At 74.0% G+C, this 23,265-nt stretch carries 20 protein-coding genes and 2 pseudogenes; 14 read left to right on the top strand and 8 right to left on the bottom strand.

Annotated features, from left to right (window positions below; translation table 11 throughout):
* The first annotated feature begins 71 nt into the window (after positions 1-71).
* Both Asi02nite_RS15985 and Asi02nite_RS15980 read left to right on the top strand, forming a co-directional pair.
* Positions 72-2,003, top strand: a complete 1,932-nt coding sequence (locus Asi02nite_RS15985; RefSeq protein WP_203713698.1) for a VanW family protein — start codon at positions 72-74, stop codon at positions 2,001-2,003.
* A 43-nt stretch (positions 2,004-2,046) separates the two neighbouring features.
* Positions 2,047-2,511: a hypothetical protein gene (locus Asi02nite_RS15980; RefSeq protein WP_203713697.1), complete on the top strand. Its 465-nt coding sequence runs from the start codon at positions 2,047-2,049 to the stop codon at positions 2,509-2,511.
* Here Asi02nite_RS15980 and Asi02nite_RS15975 read toward each other — a convergent pair.
* The gene (locus Asi02nite_RS15975; RefSeq protein WP_203713696.1) at positions 2,480-3,457 is read right to left on the bottom strand and encodes a GNAT family N-acetyltransferase; all 978 of its coding nucleotides are present in this window, start codon (positions 3,455-3,457) and stop codon (positions 2,480-2,482) included. The genes Asi02nite_RS15980 and Asi02nite_RS15975 overlap by 32 nt on opposite strands.
* Positions 3,458-3,537: 80 nt before the next feature.
* Between Asi02nite_RS15975 and fdxA the strand changes: the two genes are divergently transcribed.
* The 3 genes from fdxA to Asi02nite_RS15960 are packed head-to-tail and all read left to right on the top strand — an operon-like array spanning position 3,538 to position 5,616.
* Positions 3,538-3,864: a ferredoxin gene (fdxA, locus tag Asi02nite_RS15970; RefSeq protein WP_239126749.1), complete on the top strand. Its 327-nt coding sequence runs from the start codon at positions 3,538-3,540 to the stop codon at positions 3,862-3,864.
* 5 nt (positions 3,865-3,869) lie between these two features.
* The gene (dapC, locus tag Asi02nite_RS15965; protein WP_275410347.1) at positions 3,870-4,973 is read left to right on the top strand and encodes a succinyldiaminopimelate transaminase; all 1,104 of its coding nucleotides are present in this window, start codon (positions 3,870-3,872) and stop codon (positions 4,971-4,973) included.
* Entirely contained in the window at positions 4,966-5,616 is a 651-nt protein-coding gene (locus Asi02nite_RS15960) for an SIMPL domain-containing protein (RefSeq protein ID WP_203713694.1), read from the top strand. The genes dapC and Asi02nite_RS15960 overlap by 8 nt, the downstream gene beginning before the upstream one ends.
* On the opposite strand, the gene Asi02nite_RS15955 is transcribed toward Asi02nite_RS15960, so the two are convergent.
* Together Asi02nite_RS15955 and Asi02nite_RS15950 are read right to left on the bottom strand one after the other, a co-directional pair.
* Positions 5,613-6,251, bottom strand: a complete 639-nt coding sequence (locus Asi02nite_RS15955; protein WP_203713692.1) for a DNA-3-methyladenine glycosylase family protein — start codon at positions 6,249-6,251, stop codon at positions 5,613-5,615. The genes Asi02nite_RS15960 and Asi02nite_RS15955 overlap by 4 nt on opposite strands.
* Positions 6,248-6,568, bottom strand: coding sequence for a nitroreductase/quinone reductase family protein (locus Asi02nite_RS15950; protein ID WP_203713690.1), 321 nt, complete (start codon positions 6,566-6,568; stop codon positions 6,248-6,250). The genes Asi02nite_RS15955 and Asi02nite_RS15950 overlap by 4 nt, the downstream gene beginning before the upstream one ends.
* Positions 6,569-6,651: 83 nt before the next feature.
* Here Asi02nite_RS15950 and Asi02nite_RS15945 point away from each other — a divergent pair, with 83 nt between their 5' ends.
* Positions 6,652-7,281, top strand: coding sequence for a nucleoside/nucleotide kinase family protein (locus Asi02nite_RS15945; RefSeq protein WP_203713688.1), 630 nt, complete (start codon positions 6,652-6,654; stop codon positions 7,279-7,281).
* An 80-nt stretch (positions 7,282-7,361) separates the two neighbouring features.
* On the opposite strand, the pseudogene Asi02nite_RS15940 reads toward Asi02nite_RS15945, so the two are convergent.
* Together Asi02nite_RS15940 and dapD are read right to left on the bottom strand one after the other, a co-directional pair.
* Positions 7,362-8,432 (bottom strand): annotated as a pseudogene (locus Asi02nite_RS15940) (Hsp70 family protein); the annotation flags it as partial.
* A 135-nt stretch (positions 8,433-8,567) separates the two neighbouring features.
* Positions 8,568-9,518 carry a 2,3,4,5-tetrahydropyridine-2,6-dicarboxylate N-succinyltransferase gene (gene dapD, locus Asi02nite_RS15935; protein WP_203713686.1) on the bottom strand — a complete coding sequence of 317 codons (951 nt, stop codon included), beginning with the start codon at positions 9,516-9,518 and terminating at the stop codon, positions 8,568-8,570.
* Positions 9,519-9,542: 24 nt separating this feature from the next.
* Here dapD and dapE point away from each other — a divergent pair, with 24 nt between their 5' ends.
* Positions 9,543-10,616 (top strand): succinyl-diaminopimelate desuccinylase, encoded by a 1,074-nt coding sequence (dapE, locus tag Asi02nite_RS15930; RefSeq protein ID WP_203713684.1) that lies wholly within the window; start codon positions 9,543-9,545, stop codon positions 10,614-10,616.
* A gap of 22 nt (positions 10,617-10,638) precedes the next feature.
* Here the strand turns inward: dapE and Asi02nite_RS15925 are convergent, their stop codons facing one another.
* A complete protein-coding gene (locus Asi02nite_RS15925; RefSeq protein WP_203713683.1) occupies positions 10,639-10,803 on the bottom strand; it encodes a hypothetical protein in 165 nt (54 codons plus the stop codon).
* Positions 10,804-11,030: 227 nt separating this feature from the next.
* On the opposite strand from Asi02nite_RS15925, the gene Asi02nite_RS15920 reads away from it, so the two are divergent.
* The 4 genes from Asi02nite_RS15920 to Asi02nite_RS15905 all read left to right on the top strand — a co-directional run bounded on the left by Asi02nite_RS15920 (position 11,031) and on the right by Asi02nite_RS15905 (position 19,280).
* The gene (locus Asi02nite_RS15920) at positions 11,031-11,852 is read left to right on the top strand and encodes an LOG family protein (protein WP_203713681.1); all 822 of its coding nucleotides are present in this window, start codon (positions 11,031-11,033) and stop codon (positions 11,850-11,852) included.
* 4 nt (positions 11,853-11,856) lie between these two features.
* Positions 11,857-12,393, top strand: a complete 537-nt coding sequence (locus Asi02nite_RS15915) for an LOG family protein (RefSeq protein ID WP_203713679.1) — start codon at positions 11,857-11,859, stop codon at positions 12,391-12,393.
* A 63-nt stretch (positions 12,394-12,456) separates the two neighbouring features.
* Positions 12,457-15,963 carry an ATP-dependent helicase gene (locus Asi02nite_RS15910; protein ID WP_203713677.1) on the top strand — a complete coding sequence of 1,169 codons (3,507 nt, stop codon included), beginning with the start codon at positions 12,457-12,459 and terminating at the stop codon, positions 15,961-15,963.
* A complete protein-coding gene (locus Asi02nite_RS15905; RefSeq protein ID WP_203713675.1) occupies positions 15,960-19,280 on the top strand; it encodes an ATP-dependent helicase in 3,321 nt (1,106 codons plus the stop codon). Before Asi02nite_RS15910 ends, Asi02nite_RS15905 begins: the two co-directional genes overlap by 4 nt.
* On the opposite strand, the gene Asi02nite_RS15900 is transcribed toward Asi02nite_RS15905, so the two are convergent.
* Both Asi02nite_RS15900 and Asi02nite_RS15895 read right to left on the bottom strand, forming a co-directional pair.
* Complete coding sequence (locus tag Asi02nite_RS15900) at positions 19,254-20,441, bottom strand: M20 metallopeptidase family protein (RefSeq protein ID WP_203713673.1); 1,188 nt, start codon at positions 20,439-20,441, stop codon at positions 19,254-19,256. The two genes, Asi02nite_RS15905 and Asi02nite_RS15900, sit on opposite strands and share 27 nt — an antisense overlap.
* Positions 20,441-20,848, bottom strand: a complete 408-nt coding sequence (locus Asi02nite_RS15895) for a pilus assembly protein CpaE (RefSeq protein ID WP_203713672.1) — start codon at positions 20,846-20,848, stop codon at positions 20,441-20,443. Before Asi02nite_RS15895 ends, Asi02nite_RS15900 begins: the two co-directional genes overlap by 1 nt.
* Before the next feature lie 35 nt (positions 20,849-20,883).
* Here Asi02nite_RS15895 and Asi02nite_RS15890 point away from each other — a divergent pair, with 35 nt between their 5' ends.
* From Asi02nite_RS15890 to Asi02nite_RS15880, 3 genes and pseudogenes are all read left to right on the top strand, one after another.
* On the top strand, positions 20,884-21,729 hold the full coding sequence (locus Asi02nite_RS15890) for a hypothetical protein (RefSeq protein WP_203713671.1): 846 nt from the start codon (positions 20,884-20,886) through the stop codon (positions 21,727-21,729).
* Between the two features lie 50 nt (positions 21,730-21,779).
* Positions 21,780-23,075 (top strand): M16 family metallopeptidase, encoded by a 1,296-nt coding sequence (locus Asi02nite_RS15885; RefSeq protein ID WP_203713823.1) that lies wholly within the window; start codon positions 21,780-21,782, stop codon positions 23,073-23,075.
* Positions 23,072-23,265, top strand: a pseudogene (locus Asi02nite_RS15880) (M16 family metallopeptidase); the annotation flags it as partial. The gene Asi02nite_RS15885 and the pseudogene Asi02nite_RS15880, both read left to right, overlap by 4 nt.

Genomic DNA, 23,265 nt, shown 5'->3' with positions numbered 1-23,265 from the left:
ACGGGTGTCAGTTCCGAGATCTCTTCGTTACAGTCGGTGCGGTCCGAACAAATCCGGCTTTAAGGTATTTGATGCAGACCGCCCCCCGGAGCACGAAGCGTCGCCGGCTCGCCATCGGTGGCTCCCTCCTCGCCCTGCTGCTGATCCTCATCGGTGCCCTGGCCGGGTTCGCGTACAAGGGTGACGTCCCCCGCGGCACCTCCGTGCTCGGCATCGACATCGGTGGCCTGGACCGTGCGTCCGCCGTCAGTCGCCTGCACTCCGGCCTCGACGGCCGGCCCGGGCTGGACAAGCCGATCACCGTCCACATCACCGGCGACTCCGCCCGCACAGCCGACGCGCAGGTCACCCCCTCCCAGGTCGGCCTGGCCGTGGACGTCGACGCGACGGTGGCCTCGGTCGCCGGCGGCGGCCCGCACCTGTGGGGCGGCGACGCGGTGAAGCCCACGGTCACGGTCGACGCCACCAAGCTCGACGCCGCGCTCCGGCCGACGGTCGAGCGGGTCACCGGCGACGCCGCCACCCCCGCCTCGATCACCTTCGACGGCGTCACCCCCCACGTCACCTACCCGTCGCCCGGCAAGGGTGTCGACCTGCCCAAGGCGGTCGACGCGGTCAAGACCGGCTGGGTCGACGCGATCTCCGCGGCCGGCGTCACCGCCGGCGGGACCATGCCGGGCCCGGGCCAGCCGGGTGCCGCGACCGCGTCGGTGCCGCTGGTCCAGGTCGACAACGCCAAGGCCCGCGCGGCGGTCGACCAGCTCATGGACTCGCTGGTGAAGCCGGCCGTGGCCGCCCCCGTCACGGTGCACTCCGCCAAGGGCGACGTGACCATCACCCCCGACATGATCGCCAAGAGCCTGAAGATCGACGCCGCGGCGGACGGCACCGTCACGCCGTCGGTGGACCCGGGCGCGCTGCGCACGGCGCTGGGTCCCGCGATCTCGAAGATCGAGTCCTCCCCGCCGTCCGCGGTCAAGGGCGAGGGCGCGACCCAGCAGGTGCTGGTCAGCCAGGCCGGCGGCGAGTACGTCGACGGCGGCAAGCTGGCCACCGACGTGCTCGGCGTGCTGCCCAACGGCGGCCCGCGCACGGTCGACGCCGTGCTGACCCCGGCCCCGGCCGCGGTCGCCGACGCCAACCTGCAGAAGCTGGGCGTCAAGGAGAAGGTCTCGACCTTCACCACCAAGTTCACCGGCGGGCTCACCGAGCCGCGGGTGAAGAACATCGTGACCGTGGCCAAGAAGGTCGACGGCGCGGTGGTCAAGCCCGGCGAGACCTTCTCGCTCAACGGCTTCACCGGGTGGCGCGGCTACGAGCAGGGCTACGTCGACGCCCCGGTGATCGAGAACAACAAGCTCGTCCCGGCCGTGGGCGGCGGCATCTCGCAGTTCACCACGACGCTGTTCAACGCCAGCTACTACGCGGGCCTGAAGGACGTCGAGCACAAGCCGCACTCGTTCTACATCTCCCGCTACCCGTCGGTGATCGAGTCGACGATCTACTGGCCGAACCTGGACCTGAAGTTCCAGAACACGACGCCGTACGGGATGCTCATCGACACGTCGTACACCAAGGACTCCATCACGGTCTCGATGTGGAGCACGAAGGTCTACGACAGCGTCAAGACCGAGTGGCAGCCCAAGCACGACGTGACCAAGCCGGAGACCAAGACGCTCCCGGCCGGCCCGGACTGCATCGCCACGACCGGCACCGACGGCTTCACGCAGGACGCCTACCGCGTCATCACCAAGGACGGCAAAGAGGTGCAGCGCGAGAAGTTCAGCTGGCGTTACGATGCTGAACCGCGTTACCTCTGCGAGAAGCCCGACCCCGCCGACGAGGCCAAGAGCGACCAGGCCGCGACCGACCAGGCTCAGCCTGACCAGGACGCGCCCTCGGCGCCCGACAGCCAGCCGGAGCTCCCGTCGACCGACGTGCCCGTCGCGCCGGTGACGCCGCCGTCGAACAACAACGGTGGCGGCGGCTGGGGCGGCCGCTGACCCGCCGACGTGACGCTGCTGGCTCGGCGTCAAGGAGGCGTGGATGAGAAACCGCTGGCTGCGGATCGGCGCACTGGCCGGCGCGCTGTTCGCGATCAACCTGGTTGCCCGGGGGGTCGCGAACATCGCGTACGGCGACGACACCGACATGCAGGACCGCGTCTCGCTGGCGTTCTTCGGCGCCGTCGCGCTGGTGCTCGCGGTCGTCGCGTTCCGCTGGGGGCGTGACCGGCCGGTCGGCGTGCTGCTGGCCGACATGGCGGGCGCCGCGGTGGTCGCCTGCCTGGCCACGGTGCTGCTCGGCCCGGCCGTGTTCGGCGCCAACCCGTTCGGCGGCGGCGCGGGGGAGTTCTTCGCCCAGGTCTGGCTCTACGCGGCGTTCTTCGCGGGCGGCTTCCTGGTCGGCTACCTGCTGCTCGTCGTGCTCGGCCGCGACTACCGGTCCCGCCAGCTCGCCGCCTACTCCAAGGCCAAGCTCAGCAAGCCGCGTCGCGTGGTGCGCCGCTGAGCGGCTGCTCCCGCGTCAGATAGCTGTGGTGCGTGCTGAAGCCCAGCCCGCCGTAGAGCGCGATCGCGGCCGTGTTGCGCTCCTCGACCTGCAGGAACGCGTGGGTCGCGCCGAGCTCGGCGGCCCAGCCGGCCAGCGCCGCGGTGACCTGGCGGGCGAGCCCACGCCGCCGGTACGCCGGGAGCACCTCGATCGATCCCAGGTGCAGCCACCGCCGTTCCTCGCCGACGACCGCGCCCCGGCCGGCGGCGATCAGCGTGTCGCCGTCGTACACGTGCGCGAACCGCACCTCGGGTGGCGCGGTCAGCACCTGTCGTGCCGCGGGCGGGAGGCTCTTCTTGCGCGCCTCGTAGATCGACAGCCAGTCGTCGCCGGGTGCTTTGGCGAGCGACACGCCCGAGACGTCGCCGTCGATCACCAATGGTGGCAGCGGTGCGGTCTGCACCAGGGTGAGCGGCCGGGCGGTCCAGCCGCGGTCGTCCAGCGCCGCGCCGACCGGCGCCGCGAGGGGCAGCGGTGTGTTGACCAGGGCCGGCTGGCCGCGCTCCGCGTACCAGGCCTCGATCGCGTCGATCGCCGCCTCCAGCGGCCGGTCGGGGTCGCCGATCGGCAGCGCCGAGTTGGCCCGGCCCGTCCAGCCATCGGCGCTGCGCAGCAGCCAGTCGCCCAGCTGGGCGCGGATCGGCGCAGGCCAGGCGGCGTCCGCGGCGAGCTCCAGCGCGATCACGTCGGCGGCGGTCGGCCGGCGCTGCGGCGGCACCCGCTTGGCCCGGTGCACCTCCGACAGGGGTACGACGATCGTCCCGTTCGCGGTGGCCACAGTGAGGTTGGTCTCGTCGACCGCGACCAGCTCGCCGAGCGCGTCCGAGTAGAGCGGACGACCGTTGCGAACACCGACAATCCGCCGGATCACCACACGGTGTCCTACATCCTGCCGTCGGAGCACGATCGACCCCCCTCCACGCGAGATACTAGGCTCTTGACCGCCGCGTGCGATCGCGGCGTGGCTACGGAGGAGAGAAACCCGTGACCTACATCATCGCGGAGCCGTGCGTCGATGTGCTCGACAAGGCGTGCATCGAGGAATGCCCCGTCGACTGCATCTACGAGGGCAACCGGATGCTCTACATCCACCCCGATGAGTGCGTTGACTGCGGGGCCTGTGAACCGGTCTGCCCGGTCGAGGCGATCTTCTACGAGGACGACGTGCCGGAGCAGTGGAAGGACTACACCACTGCCAACTACGAGTTCTTCGAGGACCTCGGCTCTCCGGGCGGTGCGTCCAAGGTTGGCAAGATCGAGAAGGACCACGCAGTCGTGGCCGCCCAGCCCCCGCGCGAAGGCGAGCACTGACCGGCGTGCGGGTCTCGGCCACTCTGCCGGATTTCCCGTGGGATCTGCTCGAGTCCGCTAAGGCGGTCGCCGCGGGGCACCCCGACGGCATCGTCGACCTGTCGATCGGCACGCCGGTCGACGCGGTGCCGGCGGCGATCCGCGACGCGCTGACGGCCGCGGCCGACGCGCCGGGCTACCCGCTCACCGCCGGCACGCCCGAGTTGCGCTCGGCGATCCGGCGGTGGGTGGCCCGCGCCTGCGGTGCCACGTTCGAGGACGTCGGCGTGCTGCCCACGATCGGCTCCAAGGAGCTGGTCGCGGGCCTGCCGGCGCAGCTCGGGCTGGGCGCCGGCGACGTCGTGGTGATCCCGCCGGTCTGCTACCCGACCTACGAGGTCGGTGCCCGGCTGGCCGGCGCCAAGGTGATGCGGGCCGACTCGCTGCTCTCGCTCGGCCCGGCCACCGACGTCAAGCTGATCTGGGTCAACTCGCCGGCCAACCCGACCGGCCGCGTGCTGCCGCCGGCCCACCTGCGCAAGGTGGTCGACTGGGCGCGCGAGCGGGGTGCGGTCGTGGCCAGCGACGAGTGCTACCTGACCCTCGGCTGGGAGGTCGAGCCCACCTCGATCCTGTCGCCGTCGGTCAACGGCGGCTCACTCGAGGGCCTGCTCGCGGTGCACTCGCTGTCGAAGCGGTCCAACCTCGCGGGCTACCGGGCCGGCTTCGTGGCCGGCGACCCGGCGCTGGTCGGCGAGCTGCTCAAGGTGCGCAAGCACGCCGGGCTGATCGTCCCCGACCCGGTGCAGGCCGCGATGGTCGCCGCCCTCGACGACGAGGCCTCGGCGACCGAACAGCGCACCCGGTACGCCGCCCGGCGCGGCGTGCTGCGGGAGGCGCTGGAGAAAGCCGGCTTCGCGGTCTCGCACTCGGAGGCAGGCCTCTACCTGTGGGCGTCCCGCGACGAGGACTGCTGGTCGACAGTGGACCGGCTGGCCGCGCTCGGCATCCTGGTCGCGCCCGGCGCCTTCTACGGCCCGACCGGCGAGCGGCACGTCCGGGTGGCGCTGACCGCGACCGACGAGCGCGTCGCGGCCGCCGCCGCGCGGCTATCCTCAGCGGATGGCTGACCCGATCGTCGCGGTCCGCGGCGAGGCGACCCGCGAGGTGCCGCCCGAGCTCGCCCGGTTCTCGGTCGTGGTGGAGGCGCGCGACAAGGACCGCGAGGCCACCCTGCGGCGGCTGGCCGAGCGGGCCGAGCAGGTCCGGGCCCTGATCGACGGCTACGGCGCGGCCGTGGAGCGGCGTGAGACGGGCGGCCTCCAGGTCTTCCCGGAGCGCCGGCGGTCGAGCGAGAAGGTCGCGAGCTACCACGGCACCGTGAGCACCACCGTGACCGTGGTCGACTTCGAGGTGCTCGGCGAGCTGATGCTGCGGCTCGCCGACCACGACCAGACCTCGGTCGCGGGTCCGTGGTGGGAGCTGCGGCCCGACAGCCCGGCCCAGCGTGCGGTGCGCCGGGCGGCGATCGACGACGCGATCGCCGTGGCCCGCGACTACGCGGCCGCGCTGGGTGCCCGGATCGCCGCGCTGGTCGAGGTGGCCGACGCGGGGATGCGGCCGCAGCCGATGTTCGCCCGCGCCGCCATGGCCGACACCGCGATGGAACGCGGTGGCGCCCCGACGATCGACCTCGATCCGCGGGTGCAGACCGTGCACGCCGCGATCGAGGCCCGGTTCACCATCAGCGAGCCGACCGCCCTGCGCGACTAACGCAGGTCGGCCGAGGTGCCGCCGGGCTCGAAAGCGGCCGCGGCCCAGCAGTAGCGGGCCACCACCGTGCGGTAGGGCCGGAACCGCTCGCCCTCCGGCTCCAGTTGCTTCGCCGTCGGCACCGTGTCGCGCGGCCAGATGTGCGTCAAGCCCTGCCGCACCCCGAGATCGTCGACCGGCCACACGTCCAGCCGGCGCAGCTCGAAGATCAGGAACATCTCGGCTGTCCAGGGGCCGATGCCGCGTACCGTGACCAGCCGTTCGATGATCTCGTCGTCCGACATCCGGGCGCCCGCCCGCAGCACCACGGTGCCGTCGGCGACCTTGGCCGCCAGGTCCCGCAGAGCGGCGGTCTTGTTGCCGGAGAGCCCGGCCGCACGGAGTCGCTCGGTCGAGAGCGCCAGCAGCGCCTCCGGCGTCAACGGCCCGTCCACCAGCGCCCGCAGCCGGCCGTGGATCGCGATCGCGGACCGCCCCGAGAGCTGCTGGAACGTGATCGCCCGGACCAGGGCGCCGAACGGCCCGTCGGGGTCGCGCTTGCGGTGCCGCAGCGGCCCCGCCCGGCGGACCACCCTGGCCAGGGCCGGGTCGACCGCGGCCACCCGCCCGGTCGCCTCCGCCAGGGCGACCGTCAAGAGTCCCGGACCTCCACCGCGACGTCGACACCCGGGTAGAACCGGTTCACGTCGTTGGCGCCGTACTTGCTGCTGAACTCCTCGAACACGTGGGCGACCCGGCCCTGGTCGGTGATGAGCTGGGCCTTGCCCGAGGCCGAGCCGAGCTTGATCGTCGGGTTCTTCCGCAGGTTCCGGAACCACTGGCTGCCGCGCCCGCCGACGGGCAGCAGGAAGGTGGACTTGCCCTCCCGGATGAACCACACCGGGATCGAATGACCCTGCCCGGTCCGCCGGCCGATGGTGGTGATCTCGATCTCCGTCGCTTCCGCTGCCATGGCACACCCCCTGCTCACCACGGTAGGTCGGTCAACTCCGGCGCGCGCCGATACGCGGTAACGGCCGTGCGATAGTTCCACGCGTGACGTCGTACCCCCTCGATGTGCTCACGGCCCGGGCGGCCGCGCTGGCGGACCTCGGCCCGCGCCGGCTGCTGGGCATCGTCGGCCCGCCCGGCGCCGGCAAGTCGACCCTGGCAGCCCGGATCGTCGACGCGGTCGGGCCCACGGCGGCGCTCGTCCCGATGGACGGCTACCACCTGGCCGAGGCGGAGTTGCACCGGCTCGGCCGGCACGACCGCAAGGGCGCGATCGACACGTTCGACGCGGCCGGCTACGTCTCGATGCTCGGCCGGCTGGCGGCCGCCGGCCCGGAGACCGTCTACGCCCCGGCGTTCCACCGCGAGATCGAGGAGCCCGTGGCCGGGTCGATCCCGGTGCCGCCGGAGGTGCGGCTCGTCGTCACCGAGGGCAACTACCTGCTGGTGCCGGACGAGCCGTGGTCAGGGGTGCGGCTGCTGCTCGACGAGGTCTGGTACGTGGACCTGGACGAGGAGGAGCGGCTGCGCCGGCTGGTCGCCCGGCACATGGCGTACGGGCGCAGCCAGGTCGAGGCGAAGGCCCGCTCGTACGGCAGCGACCAGGTCAACGCGGAGCTGATCGCCACGACCCGGTTACGCGCCGATCTGGTCGTCCGGCTGGTCGACGGCTGATCATCTGGCGTACGGCGCCGGGGTGTGGCTGATCCGCCGGTACTCCATCTGCCAGCCCTCACCCAGCACGTTGATGGTGTCTAGGCGAGCTTGTTGTCGACGGTGCGGTAGGTGCTCCGCAGCGTCCCGGTGTGGGTGACCCGGTAGGTGTTGCCGCCCGCCTTCCCGCCGGTGGTGACGCCCGTGCGGCTGTCGTTCCAGGACGTGCCGTCGGCCAGGAAGTTGACGATCTGGCCCTTGCCGACGAGGACGAGGTCGACGTCAGCGCCGAAGAGCCCGACGTCGTACTCGTCCCAGGTCACGACCTGCCACTGCCCGACCAGGCAGGGGTCGACGCCCGGCACGACCCTGAGTGTCGGTGTGGGCGACCCGGTCGGCGACGGCGGCGGGGTCGACGACGCCGCGACGAGACCCGCGGGAGTGCGCGCGTCCGGGGCGAGCACCAGCGCCATCGCGGCGGAGACCGCGACCACGCCGATCCCGGCGGCCAGCACGGTGATCCGGCGGGACACCCGCCGCCGGCGCTCCGGTCGCACCTCTGGTGTCGCCGCCTCCACGGCCGGCCCGGCCGCGAGCCGCACCGCGCCCTCCGCCACGGTCAGCTCGGGCTGCTCGACCCTCACCGGAGTGCTGCCCAGGGCCTGGTGGAGCACCGTGGCCACGAGGGGATAGCGGCTCGCGCCCCCGACCAGGTAGGTGCCCGCGAGGTCGCCGGCCCGGACCCCCGCGGCGGCCAGGGCGGCCCGGCACGCGGTGACGGTCCGGTCGACCAGCGGCCGGGCGAGCGCGTCGAGCTGTTCGCGGCCGAGCAGCGCGTCGTCCTGGCCCGGCAGCGGGATGCGGGCCGACGTGCGGCGCGACAATGACTCCTTGGCGGCGCGCACGTCGTCCCAGAGCTGACGGTTGACCCGCCGCTCCTGGTCGGTCGCGGGCTCCACCACCCGGGCCCAGCGCGCGTCGCCGCCGTGCACCGCGGTCAGGTAGGCCACGATCGCGGCGTCGATGTCGAGCCCGCCGGCGCCGACCAGCCCCTCGGTGGCCAGCACGGTGAAACCGCCGGCGTCGCGCCGCACCACCGAGGCGTCGAAGGTGCCGGCGCCGAGGTCGTAGACCAGCGCGTATCCGCCGTCGGGCAGCGTCCCGACCGCGAACGCCGCCGCGACCGGTCAGCACCAGCCGCTCGACCGGCTCTCCGGCGGCCCGGACCTGGCGGCGGTGTTGGAGGTGCCGAAGTCGATGCCCAGCACGGCCGCACGCATAGACACCACCGTATCCGGTGGGCCGTGCTAGTCGTTGGCGTGCAGCGCCGCGTTGAGCTCGATGCCCTTGCCCGCGCGGGGCTTGGCCTCCAGGGAGCCGGTCACCGAGTTGCGCCAGAACAGCAGGTTGTCGAGGCCGGCCAGCTCGCGGGCCTTGACCACCCGGCCGTCCGGCAGCGTGATCTTCGAGCCGGCGGTGATGTAGCAGCCGGCCTCGACAACGCAGTCGTCGCCGAGCGAGATGCCGATGCCGGCGTTCGCGCCGAGCAGGCAGCGCTCACCGATCCGCAGCTTGTCCTTGCCGCCGCCGGACAGGGTGCCCAGGATCGAGGCGCCGCCGCCGATGTCGGAGCCGTCGCCGACCACCACGCCCGCCACGATCCGGCCCTCGACCATCGAGGTGCCCAGCGTGCCGGCGTTGAAGTTGACGAAGCCCTCGTGCATCACGGTCGTGCCGCTGGCCAGGTGGGCACCGAGGCGCACCCGGTCGGCGTCGGCGATCCGCACGCCGGCGGGCACCACGTAGTCGATCATGCGCGGGAACTTGTCGACGCCGTACACGGTGAGCTGTCGACCGGCCAGCCGCTCGCTCACCCGCAGCTCGTCGACGCGGTCCGGCGGGCACGGCCCGGCCGACGTCCAGGCGACGTTGGCCAGCATGCCGAAGATCCCGTCGAGGTTGGGCTCGTTGGGCCGCACGATGCGGTGGGAGAGCAGGTGCAGCCGCAGGTACGCGTCGGCGGCGTCCTTGATCGGGTCGGCCAGCGAGCCGATCTCCACGACCACGATCTCGGTGCGCAGGCCCGGGAGTGCGCGCTCGCCGACGGCACCGGCCGCGGCGCCGAGCAGGGCGGCGGGGTCACCGGTCGGGAGGGGGCCGAGCCCCAGGTTGGCCGCGGGGAACCAGGCGTCCAGCACCTGACCTTCCGCGGTGCTGGTCGACAGGCCGATTCCCCAGGCAGGCTGCTCGCTCGTCACGTCTCAAACGGTAGCGTGCGAGCTATGACCAACCCGCTTACCCCCGCTGTGTTGTCGGACCCGGTCGAGCTGACCCGTGTGCTCGTCGACATCGAGTCGGTGTCGCTGCACGAGAAGGACATCGCGGACTGTGTCGAGCAGGTCCTGCGGGCGGTGCCGCACCTGCGGGTGGAGCGGCTGGGCAACACGGTCATGGCCCGTACGGACCTCGGCCGGGCGCAGCGGGTGGTGCTCGCGGGGCACCTCGACACGGTGCCGATCGCGGACAACCTGCCGGCCCGGATCGACGGCGAGATCATGTACGGCTGCGGCACGTCCGACATGAAGTCCGGCGTGGCGCTGGCGCTGCAGCTCGCGGTGGCGCTGCCGGAGCCGCGGTACGACCTGACCTACTTCTTCTACGAGGCCGAGGAGATCGACTCCGCGTACAACGGGCTCACGCTCGTCGGCAAGAGCCACCCCGAGTGGCTGGCCGCCGACTTCGCCGTGCTGCTGGAACCGACCCACGGCGTGGTCGAGGCGGGTTGCCAGGGCACGATGCGGGTGCACGTCTCGACCACCGGCAAGCGGGCCCACTCGGCCCGGTCCTGGCGCGGGGTCAACGCCATCCACGCCGCGTCCGGGGTGCTCGACCGGCTGGCCGACTACGACGCCCGGCGGGTGACCATCGACGGCTGCGCCTACCGCGAGGGGCTCAACGCCGTGCGGATCAACGGCGGCATCGCCGGCAACGTGATCCCGGACCGCTGCGAGATCGAGATCAACTACAGGTTCGCCCCGGACCGGACGGTCGAGGAGGCGGAGGCCCACCTGCGCTCGCTGTTCGAGGGGTACGAGGTGACGCTGATCGACGCAGCCCCGGGTGCGCTGCCCGGGTTGACCGCCGCGCCGGCGCAGGAGTTCCTCGCCGCGGTCGGCAGCGACCCGATCGGCAAGCTGGGGTGGACGGACGTGTCACGGTTCGCGGCGATGGGCATCCCGGCGCTCAACTTCGGCCCGGGCGACCCGAACGTGGCGCACGCGGTCGACGAGCGGGTCGAGATCCCGTTGATCCGGGAGGGCGCGGCGACCCTGCACCGCTGGCTCGCGACGGGGTAGCCCGAAATGGCGCGACCGCCTCCTAGGAGGCGGTCGGCATCGCGTCGTCGATGGGCCGTATCTCTATGGTCGGCTCGTCATCGTCGTCGGTGATCGGCGCGATGCGGTCCATCCGGCGCTCGGCCACGACCGCCCGGATACGGCGGTGCATTTCACGGCGCTGGCGGATCTGGTCGAAGCGGGTCATCGTGGCTCTCCCTCCCCCGTCGGTCACGACGTGCCCGGCGATACCGGGCGGGCCTGCATACCCAGTATTTGAAAATAAGACGCCCAGCAAGCGAATTCGGTTGCGGCCGCATCCGGGTTAATTTCTTGTTCCGCCACATTGCTGGCCGGATGGCCTAATCGTCCGGTGGGAATCTTCGCGCGGGCCGCAACCCGATGGCGCGTGGCGACTTGGCTACCGTGGTGACCATGACCCACGGAAACGGCCGGAACCCCGACAGGCTGCGCGGCCCGGAGCGCCACCGCGGTGCGGTCACGCTGCGCCGGGACGCGATCCCGTTCAGCACCGCCGACCAGCGCCTGCTGGACTCGCGTACGCGGGCCGACTGGAAGACCAAGGACGCCTGGCGCGCGTTGCGCATCCTCTCCGAGTTCGTCGAGGGCTTCGACACGCTCGCCGACCTGCCGCCGGCCGTCAGCGTGTTCGGCTCGGCCCGGAGCAAGCCGCAGAGCCCCGAATGCGTGCTGGCCGAGCAGGTCGGCGCCGGGCTGGCCCGGGCCGGCTACGCGGTCATCACCGGCGGCGGCCCCGGCGTCATGGAGGCGGCCAACCGCGGCGCGACCGAAGCCGGCGGCCTCTCCGTCGGGCTCGGCATCGAACTGCCCTTCGAGCAGGGCATCAACGACTGGGTCGACATGGGCATCGACTTCCGCTACTTCTTCGCGCGCAAGACCATGTTCGTCAAGTACGCGCAGGCGTTCGTCGTGCTGCCCGGCGGCTTCGGCACCATGGACGAGCTGTTCGAGGCGCTGACCCTGGTGCAGACCGGCAAGGTCACCCGGTTCCCGGTCGTGCTGATGGGCGAGTCCTACTGGCGCGGCCTGCTCGACTGGATGCGCGAGACGCTGCTCGCCGACGGCAAGATCGGCGAGGCCGACCTCGAGCTGATCTGCGTGACCGACGACGTCGACGCCGCGGTCCGCTACATCGTCGACGCCGACGCGGCGCTGGCGGCCGAGCAGGAGGCTCTCCAGGAGGCGGCGGCCGCCCGGCGCGGCGCCGACGCCTGAGCCGATGGCGGCCGTCTGCGTCTTCTGCGCCTCGTCGCGCCTGCTGGACCAGCGCTGGCTCGACCTCGCCACCGAGGTCGGCGACGCGCTGGCCCGCCACGGGCACGTGCTGGTCTCCGGCGGCGGCCGGGCGGGCCTGATGGGCGCGGTGGCCGAGGGCGCCCGTGGCGCCGGTGGCCACACGATCGGCGTGATCCCGCAGTCGCTGGTCGACCGCGAGATCGCCGACACGAAGGCCGGCGAGCTCGTCGTCACCGACGGGCTGGCGAGCCGGAAGAACCTGATGATCGAGAAGTCGGACGCCTTCCTCACCCTGCCGGGCGGCATCGGCACGCTGGACGAGCTGTTCGAGGTGTGGACCACGTCCTCCCTGCACGTCCACGACAAGCCGGTGGTCGTGCTGAACACGGACGGCTTCTACACGGGCCTGCTGACCTGGCTGGACTCCCTCGCCCCGACGGGCTTCGTCCGCCGCGAGGCGCTGGACCGCCTCGTGGTGGTCGACACGATCGAGGAGGCCCTGGCCGCCCTGCCCCGCTGACGTCGCCCGTCGGGGTGGGTGGGGTCGGTGTGGCTTGTCGGACCCGCGTGGTTCGATGGGCGGATGCAGGCGTACCGGCTGGTTCGCCGGGCGCCCGCGCCGGAGGAGCCTCGGGCTGACCGGCTCGACCCTCTCCAGGCCACTGTGGTCGCGCACACCGACGGGCCGCTGCTCGTGCTCGGTGGGCCCGGCACCGGCAAGACCAGCACGCTCGTCGAGGCCGTCGCCGCCCGGGTGGCTGCCGGCGTCGATCCCGAGCGGGTGCTGGTGCTCACGTTCAGCCGGCGCGGCGCCACCGCGCTGCGCGAGCGGATCGAGGCCCGGGTGGCCGCCGGTGACGGCCGGGTCGTGCACGAGCCGCTGGTGCGCACCTTCGCCGCCTACGCGTTCGGCATCCTGCGCCGGGCCGCGGCCCTGCGCGGCGAGCCGTCGCCGCGGCTGCTCACCGGGCCCGAGCAGGACCTGGTGATCCGCGAGCTGCTCGACGTGGTCGGGCCCGACGGCGAGGCCGACGACCCGATCGGCTGGCCCGAGCACCTGCGTCCCGCCCTGCGCACCCGGGCGTTCGCCGAGCAGCTCCGCGACCTGCTGATGCGCGCCGCCGAGCGGGGCATCGGGCCGGTCGAGCTGGCCCGGCTCGGCGAGCGGCTGCGGCGCGACGACTGGCCGGCGGCGGCCCGGTTCCTGCGCGAATACGTGGCGGTGCTGGCCCTGCGCGACGTGACCACCCGCGGGTCCGTGGCCTACGACGCCGCCGAGCTCGTGCGGGCCGCCACCGGGTTGCTCGACGACGACCCGGAGCTGCTGGCCACCGAGCGCGGGCGGCTCGACGTCGTCTACGTCGACGAGCTCGCCGACACCGACCCGGCGCAGCTCGACCTGCTGCACCGCGTGGCCGGCGGCGGCACTCCGCTGATCGCGTTCGCCGACCCCGACTCGTCGACCTTCGCGTTCCGGGGCGCCGACCCGGCCGGGGTGACCACGTTCGCGCACCGGTTCCGCACCGCGTCCGGCGCGGTGGCCCGGTCGATCACCCTGCGCACCGACTACCGCTCGGCCGGGCCGCTCTTCGAGGCGACCGGGCGGGTCGCCCGCCGGCTGCGCGGGCCGGTCGGCCACCGGCGCGCGCTGACCGCCCCCGACACCGTGCCTGGCACCGTCGAGGTCCGCACGTTCCGCTCGCGCACCAGCGAGGCCGCTTTCCTCGCCCACGCGCTGCGCGAGGCGCACCTGCTCGACGGCGTGCCCTGGTCGCGGATGGCGGTCGTGCTGCGGTCGACCACGCTGCAGCTCCCGGCGTTGCAGCGGGCGCTGCACTCGTCGGGCGTGCCGACCGTCGTCCACGCCGAAGACCTGCCCCTCCACCAGCAGCCGGCGATCGCGCCGCTGCTCCTGCTGCTGCGCTGCGCGCTCGAGCCGGCCTGGCTCGACGAGGAGGCGGCGGTCGCGCTGCTGCACTCGCCGCTCGGTGGCGCCGACCCGCTCGCCGAGCGGCGGCTGCGGCAGGGGCTGCGCACGCTCGCGCTGGCCGCCGGCGACCGGCGCCCCTCCGGCGAGCTGCTGGTCGAGGCCCTGCGCGACCCGGCCGAGCTGGCCGCGGTCGAGCGGCGCTGGGCCGCGCCGGCCAAGTCGGTCGCCCGGCTGCTGGCCACCGCCCGGGAGGCCGCGGCCGAGCCGGCCAGCACCGCCGAGGACGTGCTCTGGGCCCTCTGGCGGGCAACGGGGCTGGGCGACCGGTGGTACGGCGCGATCGTCCGCGCCGGCCGCGCCACCGGCGAGCCCGACAACGGCCCCCGCTGGCGGGCCGCGGCGGCCGACCGCGACCTGGACGCGGTCGTGGTGCTCTTCGACGCGGCGGCCCGGTTCGTCGACCGGCTGCCGGGCGCCCGCACCGAGGTGTTCCTCGACCACGTGCTGGGCCAGCAGCTACCGGCCGACTCGATCGCCCCCAGCGCCGACCGCGGCGAGGCGGTCCGGCTGCTGACCGCCCACGCGGCCAAGGGTCTCGAGTGGGACCTGGTGGCGGTGGCCGGCGTGCAGGAGGGCATCTGGCCCGACCTGCGGCTGCGCGGCACGCTGCTGGGCTCCGAACGGCTCGTCGACGTGGTCTCGGGGCGCGACGACGGCACGGGCGTGGCGGCCTCGCTGGTCGGCCAGGCGTCGGCGCTGCTCGACGAGGAACGGCGGCTGTTCTACGTCGCGGCCACCCGGGCCCGGCGACGGCTGCTGGTCTCGGCGGTCAACTCGTCGGCGGTCGGCGGGGCCGACCACGAGGAGCAGCCGAGCCGGTTCCTGCACGAGCTGCTGGGGCCGGGCGGCGACCAGCAGGACCGGGACGACTCCGGTCCCGACGGGCCCGACCCCGGTGACGACGACCTGCCGCCCGATCCCGACGACCTGCCGCCCGACGATCTTCCGCCCGACCCGTCCGACGCCGAGCAGCTCCTGCCGGATCCCGACGACCTGCCGGTCGACGCCGACGGCCGGGTGATCTGGCCCGACGACGAGTGGCCCGAGGTCGCCCCGCCCGGTGGTGCCGCACCGGTCTCCGCCGTGCCCGCACCGCGCGACGACACCGACGACCTCCCGCTGGCTCGGCCGCCCCGGGCGATGACGCTGCCCGCGCTGGTCGCCGAGCTGCGTACCGCCGCCACCGACCCGGCCGCGACACCCACCCGACGGCACGCGGCGGCGCGCGAGCTGGCGCGGCTGGCCGCCGCCGGCGTGCCGGGCGCCCATCCCGACGACTGGTGGGGCCTGCGCCCGCTCTCCGACGACCGCCCGCTGGCCGAGCCCGGCGAGACCGTCCGGGTCACGCCGTCCACGATGGAGAGCGCGCTGCGGTGCAGCCTGCGCTGGTTGCTCGAACGCCACGGCGGCGGCGCGCCGCCCACGGCCGCCCAGGGCATCGGCAACCTGGTGCACAACGCCGCGATGCTCGCCGAGGACGCCGCCGTCGACCGCGAGCGGCTCATCGAATACGTGTCGGCCCGGTTCGACGCCATCGACCTGGCCGCCCGCTGGCTGGCCGGCCCCGAGCGCGAGCGGGCCGAGGCGATGGTCGACAAGCTGCTGGTCTGGCTGGCCGCCAACCCGCGCCGACTGCTCGCGATCGAGCAGGAGTTCGCGGTGCGGCTCGAGGACCCGGCCCACGACATCGAGCTGCGCGGCCGGGTCGACCGGCTCGAGGTCGACGCCGACGGCCGGCTGGTCGTGGTCGACCTCAAGACCGGCCGCACCACCTCCACCGCCGAGGACCTGGCCGAGCACCCGCAGCTCGCGGCCTACCAGGCGGCGGTGCAGGCGGGCGCGTTCGATCCGCACGGCGCCGAGCCCGGCGGCGCCGCCCTGGTCCAGCTCGGCACCAGCGCCAAGGCCGCCAAGGAGCAGGTGCAGTCGTCGCTGGCGGAGCACGACGAGCCGGGCTGGGCGCAGGCCCTGGTGCGCCGGACGGCCGAGACCATGGCCGCGTCGACGTTCCACGCCGTCGCCAACAGCCGGTGCCGGGTCTGCCCGGTCCAGACGAGCTGCCCGATCTCGGGCAAGGGGCGCCAGGTGGTCGAGCCGTGACCCAACCGTCGCTGTTCACCACGGCCCCGGCGCCGCGGCGCGCCGCGTCCGCCGGCCCGCGCTACACGCCCGTGGAGCTGGCCCGGCTGCTCGGCATGCGCTACGCCCCGACACCCGAGCAGTCCGCGATCATCGCCGCGCCGGTCGAGCCGCTGCTCGTCGTCGCCGGCGCCGGCTCGGGCAAGACCGAGACGATGGCCGCTCGCGTGGTCTGGCTGGTCGCCAACGGCTACGCGACGCCCGACCAGATCCTCGGCCTCACCTTCACCCGCAAGGCGGCCGGCGAGCTGGCCCACCGGGTCCGGATGCGGCTGGGCCAACTCGTCCGCCGCCTCGGCCGGGCCGGCGACCTGTCCGGCGAGGCCACCATCTCGACCTACCACTCGTACGCCGCCCGGGTCGTCACCGAACACGGCCTGCGCTCGGGCTACGAGCCGGCCAGCCGGCTGCTGACCGAGGCGTCCCGCTGGCAGATCGTCGACCTGATCGTGCGCAACTACGACGGCGACATGTCTGATGTGGACCGAGCGGCCAGCACGGTGACCGACGCCGTCCTCTCGCTCGCGTCGGAGCTGGCCGAGCACCTCGTCACCCCCGACGAGCTGGCCGGCTGGACGGGCCGGTTCTTCGCCGAGGTGCAGGGCCGGCCGGGCCGGGTCTACGCCGACGTCCGCAAGGCGCTGGCCACCCAGCAGGCCCGGCTCGCGCTGCTGCCGATGGTGCGCGCGTTCGAGAAGCGCAAGCTCGACTACGAGGCGATGGACTTCGGCGACCAGATGGCCCGGGCGGCCCGGGTCGCCCGGGATCACCCCGACGTCGGCGCGGTCGAACGCGCCCGCTACCCGCTCGTGCTGCTCGACGAGTTCCAGGACACCAGCCACGCCCAGGTGGTGCTGCTGCGGTCCCTCTACGGCGGCGGCCACCCGGTCACCGCGGTCGGTGACCCGTGTCAGTCCATCTACGGGTGGCGCGGCGCCAGCGCCGGCACCCTCGAACGGTTCCCGCACGAGTTCGCCCGCGCCGACGGCCGGCCGGCCCGCTCGCTCACCCTGACCACGAGCTGGCGCAACCGGCCCGAGATCCTCGGCATCGCCAACCAGCTCTCCGCCCCGCTGCGGGCGGCCGGCGCCCAGGTCGCCGAGCTGGCCCCGGCGTTCAGCGTCGACGAGCCGATCCGCGGCCGCGCCACCGTCCACTGCGCACTGCTGCACACGGTCGGCGACGAGGCCGGCTGGATCGCCGACAGCGTGCTCGCGGCCTGGCGCGGCGCGGCCCGGATGCCCGACGCGCTGCCCGAGCACATCCCGCTGGAGAAGCGGCCCACGACGGCCGTGCTGGTCCGGGTGCGCAGCCAGATCCCGGCGATCGAGACCGCGCTGCGCGCCCGCGGGCTGCCGGTCGAGGTGGTCGGCCTGGGCGGGCTGCTCGACACCCCCGAGGTTCGCGACGTGGTCTGCACGCTGCGGGTGCTCGCCGACCCGACCGACGGCGGCTCGCTGCTGCGCCTGCTGACCGGGGCGCGCTGGCGGATCGGCCCGCGCGACCTGGTCGCGCTGCACCGCCGGGCCCGGTCGATCGCGGCGGCCCGGCGCGACCTGACGGGTGTCGACGGCGACGCCGACCTCGTGCCCGACGCGCTCGACGAGGCGACCCTGGTCGAGGCGCTGGCCGACCTCGGGCCGGCGCAGCTCTACTCCGCCGAGGGCTACGCCCGGCTGCGGGCCTACGGCAACGAGCTGGCCCTGCTCCGCTACCGGATCGACCAGCCGCTGCCAGACCTGATCGCCGACGTCGAGCGGACCATCGGGCTCGACGTCGAGGTCGCGGTCCGGGCCGGCACGGGCGGCCGGGGCGGCGACGCCGGCCTGTCCCGCGGTCACCTCGACGCGCTCGGCGACGTGGCCGCCCGGTTCGCCTCCGACAGCGACGGCGGTGCGCTGCCCGGGTTCCTCGCCTACCTCGCCGCGGCGGAGGACGAGGAGCGCGGCCTCGAGCCGGGCGAGGTCGAGGTGGTCGAGGGCGCCGTCCAGGTGCTCACCGCGCACGCCGCCAAGGGCCTCGAGTGGGACGTCGTCTCGGTCGCCGGCCTCACCCGGGGCGGCTGGCCCGGCCCGGCCCGCGGCTCCGACCACTACCTGCAGGGCATGGGTGTGCTGCCGTTCCCGCTGCGCGGCGACGCCGGGGGGCTGCCGCGCTTCCCGGTCGACGACGCAGGCGACCAGCGCGAGGTGATGGCCGCGCTGACCGAGTTCAACGACGAGTGGAAGGCGCACGACGAGCGCGAGGAACGCCGCCTGGCCTATGTGGCGGTGACCCGCCCGCGCCGGCTGCTGCTCTGCTCCGGCTACTGGTGGGGCGAGGGCGTCAAGCGCCCCCGCGGACCGTCCCGGTTCCTGGTCGAGGTGCACGACGCCTGCGTCGCGGGCGGCGGCCAGGTCGACGAGTGGGCCCCGGAGCCGGCGGGTGAGGCCAACCCGACGGTGGAGGAGACCCCGCGCGCCGAGTGGCCGGGCGACCCGCTGGGCGCGCGCCGACCGGCGATGACCGAGGCGGCGGCGCTGGTGCACCGCCTGATGACCGAGCCCGACGCGGAGGCGCTGCTCGACCCCGAGGCGGCCGACGACGCCGACCGCTGGCGGCGCGAGGTCGACCTGCTGCTGGCCGAACGCGACCGGCTGGTCCGCGGCCCCGGCCCGCTCGAGGTCGTGCTGCCCGGCCACCTGACGGTCTCGCAGCTCGTGCTGCTGCGGCGCGACCCGCAGGCACTGGCCCGCTCCCTGCGCCGGCCGATGCCGGCACGCCCCGACCCGTACGCCCGCCGGGGCACCGCCTTCCACACCTGGCTCGAGCAGCGCTTCGGCGCGGTGCGCCTGCTCGACGTCGACGAGCTGCCCGGCGCCGCCGACGAGGACGCGGCGCCCGACGACGCCCTGGCGGAGCTGCAGGAGCTGTTCCTGGCCAGCGAATGGGCCGACCGCACCCCGATCGAGGTCGAGGTGCCCTTCGCCACCGCGGTCGGCGGCGTGGTGCTGCGCGGCCGGATGGACGCCGTGTTCGCCGACCCGGGCGGCCGCTACGACGTGGTCGACTGGAAGACGGGCCGCCGCCCGACGGGCGCCGACGAACGCGCGGCCGCGATCCAGCTCGCGGCCTACCGCCTGGCCTGGGCCAACCTGGCCGACGTCCCGGTCGACCGGGTCCGCGCGGCCTTCCACTACGTCCGCGACGGCGAAACGGTCCGCCCGGCGGACCTCCTCGACGCGGCGGGCCTGGCAGCCCTGGTCACGGCGCTACCGGCGCAGGCGGCGGAAGGCTAGCTCGGCCAGCAGGGCGCTGCCGTCGGGGACCACCGCGTCGTCGAAGAGGGCGTCCGCCGAGTGGTTGCTCGGGGCCGTGGCCGGGTCGCGGTCCGGGGGGCAGGCGCCCAGGTTGAGGTAGGCGCCCGGCACCTTCTCCAGCACGAAGGACATGTCCTCGGAGCCCGTCTTCGGGTTGAGCAGCCACTGGTAGCGCTGCTCGCCGAAGATCTCCGCCGCCGTCGCCGCCGCGAAGTCGGCCTCCGTGTCGTCGTTGACGACCGCCGGGTAGCCCCGTTCGAAGTCGACGTCGACCTCCAGGTCGTGCGCCGCGGCGATGCCGCGGACCACCTCGGCGGTACGGCGGACCAGCTTCTCCCGGGCCGGCGCGGAGAACGAGCGCAGCGAGGCCGCGAACTCGGCGGTGTCCGGGATGACGTTGTCGACCGTGCCCGCGTGGAACTGGCCGATGGTCAGCACCACCGGGTCGAACACGTCGAAGCCGCGGGTCACCATCGTCTGCAGCGCGAGCACCATCTCGCACGCCGCGGGGATCGGGTCGCGGGCGCGGAACGGCGTCGACCCGTGCCCGCCCCGGCCCCGGACCCGCACCTTGCAGGTGTCGTGGGCCGCCCCGAACACGCCGCGCCGGCCGAAGAACAGGCCGCGCGGGAAGACGGCCGCGACGTGCAGGCAGTACGCCGCGATCGGCGGGTCGCCGGCCGCCGAGAGCACACCCTCGGCGAGCATCGGTTCGGCGCCGCCGGGGCCCTCCTCGCCCGGCTGGAACATGAAGATCACGTCACCGGCGAGCTGGTCGCGGACCGCGGAGAGCAGCCGGGCCGCCCCGACCAGGATCGCCGTGTGCAGGTCGTGCCCGCAGGCGTGCATCGTGCCCGGGACCGTCGACGCGTACGGCAGGCCGGTGCGCTCGGTCACGGGCAGCGCGTCCATGTCGCCGCGCAGCAGCACCGACCGTCCCGAGCTCGCGCCCCGCAGCACCGCGACCACCGAGCTGAGCGCCCGCCCCGTGCTCACCTCCAGCGGCAGCCCGTCGAGGGCGGCCAGCACCGCCGCCTGCGTCTCGGGCAGGTGCAGCCCGACCTCGGGCCGCTGGTGCAGCCGGCGGCGGAACGCGATCAGCTCGTCGCCGATCCGCGCCGCGGACTCCCGGAACTCCATCAGTCGACTCCCAACCGGATCAGGTCGAGCAGTGCCGCGCCGTACGCCTCCTCCGCGGTGCCCGCCTCGAACGTAAGCCGCCGGTCGCCGACGGACAGCTCCACGCGATATCCCGTGCCGGCGCGTTCCAGCATGTGGAAGGTGCCGCCGAGCAGCTCGCGGAGCTGGTCCTCGCGGGGCAGCCAGATCGCCTCGCTCTGCTCGAGGTCGTCCATCGCCCACTCGGTCGTGCCGTTGAAGCCGATCACCGGGCCGTCGGGCAGCTCGTGGACGGCGATCACCATGTTGCTGAGGACGAACACCTCGTCGTCGAGGTCACGGTCGGGGATGGCGAAGCGGTCGCCAGGCGCGGGTTTCCAGCGCAGGCCGGCGTCGCGCAGGCGGAGGGCGAGTGGCACGGACAGCACGCCCTCCATGGTGCCCCGGATGTTTCACTAGTCGTATGGCGAACGCCGAAGGGTTTCCCGCGGGTGCGGTGACCCGGCTCGGCCCGCCGCCGCCCGACCTGCCCCCGCCGGCTCCGCCCGAGGGCCCGCGGCGGCCGCGTCGCCTGCTCTGGTGGTTCGCGGGCGCGGCCACGCTGATCATGCTGGTCGGGCTGTTCGCGGTGGTCGTCACGCGCCCCGGCGGCGGCCTGTTTCCGGACCACCTCGACGCACCGGTCGACGCGCGCCCGCCGCTGGCCCGCGCCTGTCCGCCGCCGCCCGACGTGCCGGGCGGCACACCGGCACCGAGCCCGTCCGCGCCGCTGCCCGCCCCGAGCGGCGGCGCGCGCACCGTCGACGAGCGGACCGGGATCTCCTACCCGGCGTACGGGCCGCCGTGGGAGACCTGGCACACGGTGTGGAACGCCGGCGAGCTGGAGGTGCCCTACCGGGTCGGGCAGCATTTCGTCACCGAGCGGGCGTACGACGGCGCCAGCGACTATCACGCGTCGGTGCTCTCCGGCGCGGTGCCGGCCGCCACCAACGACGCGTTCACGTTCGACCTGGAGTGCGTCGGCCGGCGGGTGGCCACCGACGCCCGCACCAACTACTACCCGCAACCCAACGAACAGGAGCTGATCCGCGACGAGCGCACCGTCCTGAGTGGACGTCCGGCCTGGGTGACGGTGTTCCGGCTGCACTTCAGCGCGCCCGGCCTGCGGGCCCGCAGCGAGCTGGTCGCGCTGGCCTGTATCGATGTCGGCCGGCCGACGGCGGCGGTGCTCTACGTCTCGGTGCCCGAGACGCACCGCGAGTGGGACTGGGTGATCGACGACGCGTTGGCCGGAATGCGCCCGGTCTGACGGTCGCGTTCGCGGGTGAGCGCGCTAACCTCGGCCGTGTGGCCCGCAAAATGAAGATCCCGGCGACCAAATATCCGGTCGAGCGGTTCACGCTCGACAACGGCCTGCGGGTGGTGTTGGCGCCTGATCGCAGCGCTCCCGTGGTCGGCGTCGCTGTGGTCTACGACGTCGGCATCCGCAGCGAGCCCGAGGGGCGCACCGGTTTCGCGCACCTCTTCGAGCACCTGATGTTCCAGGGTTCGGAGAATCTCGAGAAGCTCGCCCACTTCCGGCACGTCCAGGGTGCCGGCGGCACCTTCAACGGGTCGACCCACCTCGACTACACCGACTACTTCGAGACGCTGCCCTCCGGCGCGCTCGAGCGGGCGCTCTTCCTCGAGGCCGACCGCATGCGCGGGCCGCGACTGACCGAGGAAAATCTGCGCAACCAGGTCGACGTGGTCAAGGAGGAGATCCGGGTCAACGTCCTCAACCGGCCGTACGGCGGCTTCCCCTGGCTGAAGCTGCCCCCGGTCATGTTCGACACGTTCCCGAACGCGCACGACGGGTACGGCTCGTTCGAGGACCTGGAGAGCGCCACGGTCCCCGACGCGGCCGAGTTCTTCGCGCGCTACTACGCCGCCGGCAACGCGGTCCTCTCGGTCGCCGGTGACCTCGACGTCGCCGCGGCCACCGAGATGATCGAGCGGCACTTCGGCGACGTGCCGGCCCGGCCGGCGCCGGCCCGCCCCGACTTCGACGAGCCCGACCTGACCAGCGAGCGGCGCGAGTCGTACGCCGACAAGCTGGCCCCGCTGCCCGCGGTGGCCGCCGCCTGGCGGGTGCCGGACCCGATCAACGACTTCGCGGCCTACCTGCCCTACGTGGTGCTGGCCGAGGTGCTCACCGACGGCGACGCGTCCCGGCTGGTCGAGCGGATGGTGCTGCGCGACCGCACGGTCACCAGCCTGGGCGGCTACCTGGGCTTCATGGGCGAGCCGTTCGAGGTGCGCGACCCGACCGCCGCGCTGCTGCAGTTCCACCTGCCGCCGGGCGGCGACGTCGACAAGGTGCTGCGCACCGCCGACGAGGAGCTCGAGCGCCTGGCCACCGAGGGTCTCGACGCCGCCGAGCTCGGCCGCGTCCAGGCGCGGATGGCCACCCACCTGCTGCGCGACACCGACGCGGTGCTGGGCCGGGCGCTGCGGATCGCCGTCCTCGAGGAGCAGCGCGGCGAGCCCGAGCTGATCAACGAGCTCCCGCGGCTGATCGGCGAGGTCACCCGGGCCCAGATCCAAGAGGCCGCGGCCACCCTGACCCCGCAGCGCCGGGCGTCCATCGAGGTCATCCCCGGAGGCGGACAGTGAGCGAGACCAAGCGGGCGTTGCCCGCCCTGCTCCCGGCGGCGGCGATCGCGCTGCCGACCCAGTCGGAGCGCCGGCTGACCAACGGGCTCACGGTGATCGCGATCCGCCGCCCGGCAGTGCCGCTGGTCGAGGTGCGGCTGCGGGTGCCGTTCGCCCGGGCCAACCTGGCGCGCGGCGCGATGCTGTCGCA

This window comes from Asanoa siamensis, assembly GCF_016862555.1.
GTDB lineage: Bacteria > Actinomycetota > Actinomycetes > Mycobacteriales > Micromonosporaceae > Asanoa > Asanoa siamensis.
Note: the sequence above shows the minus strand (reverse complement) of the source record. Positions and strands in the feature narration are given on the sequence as shown.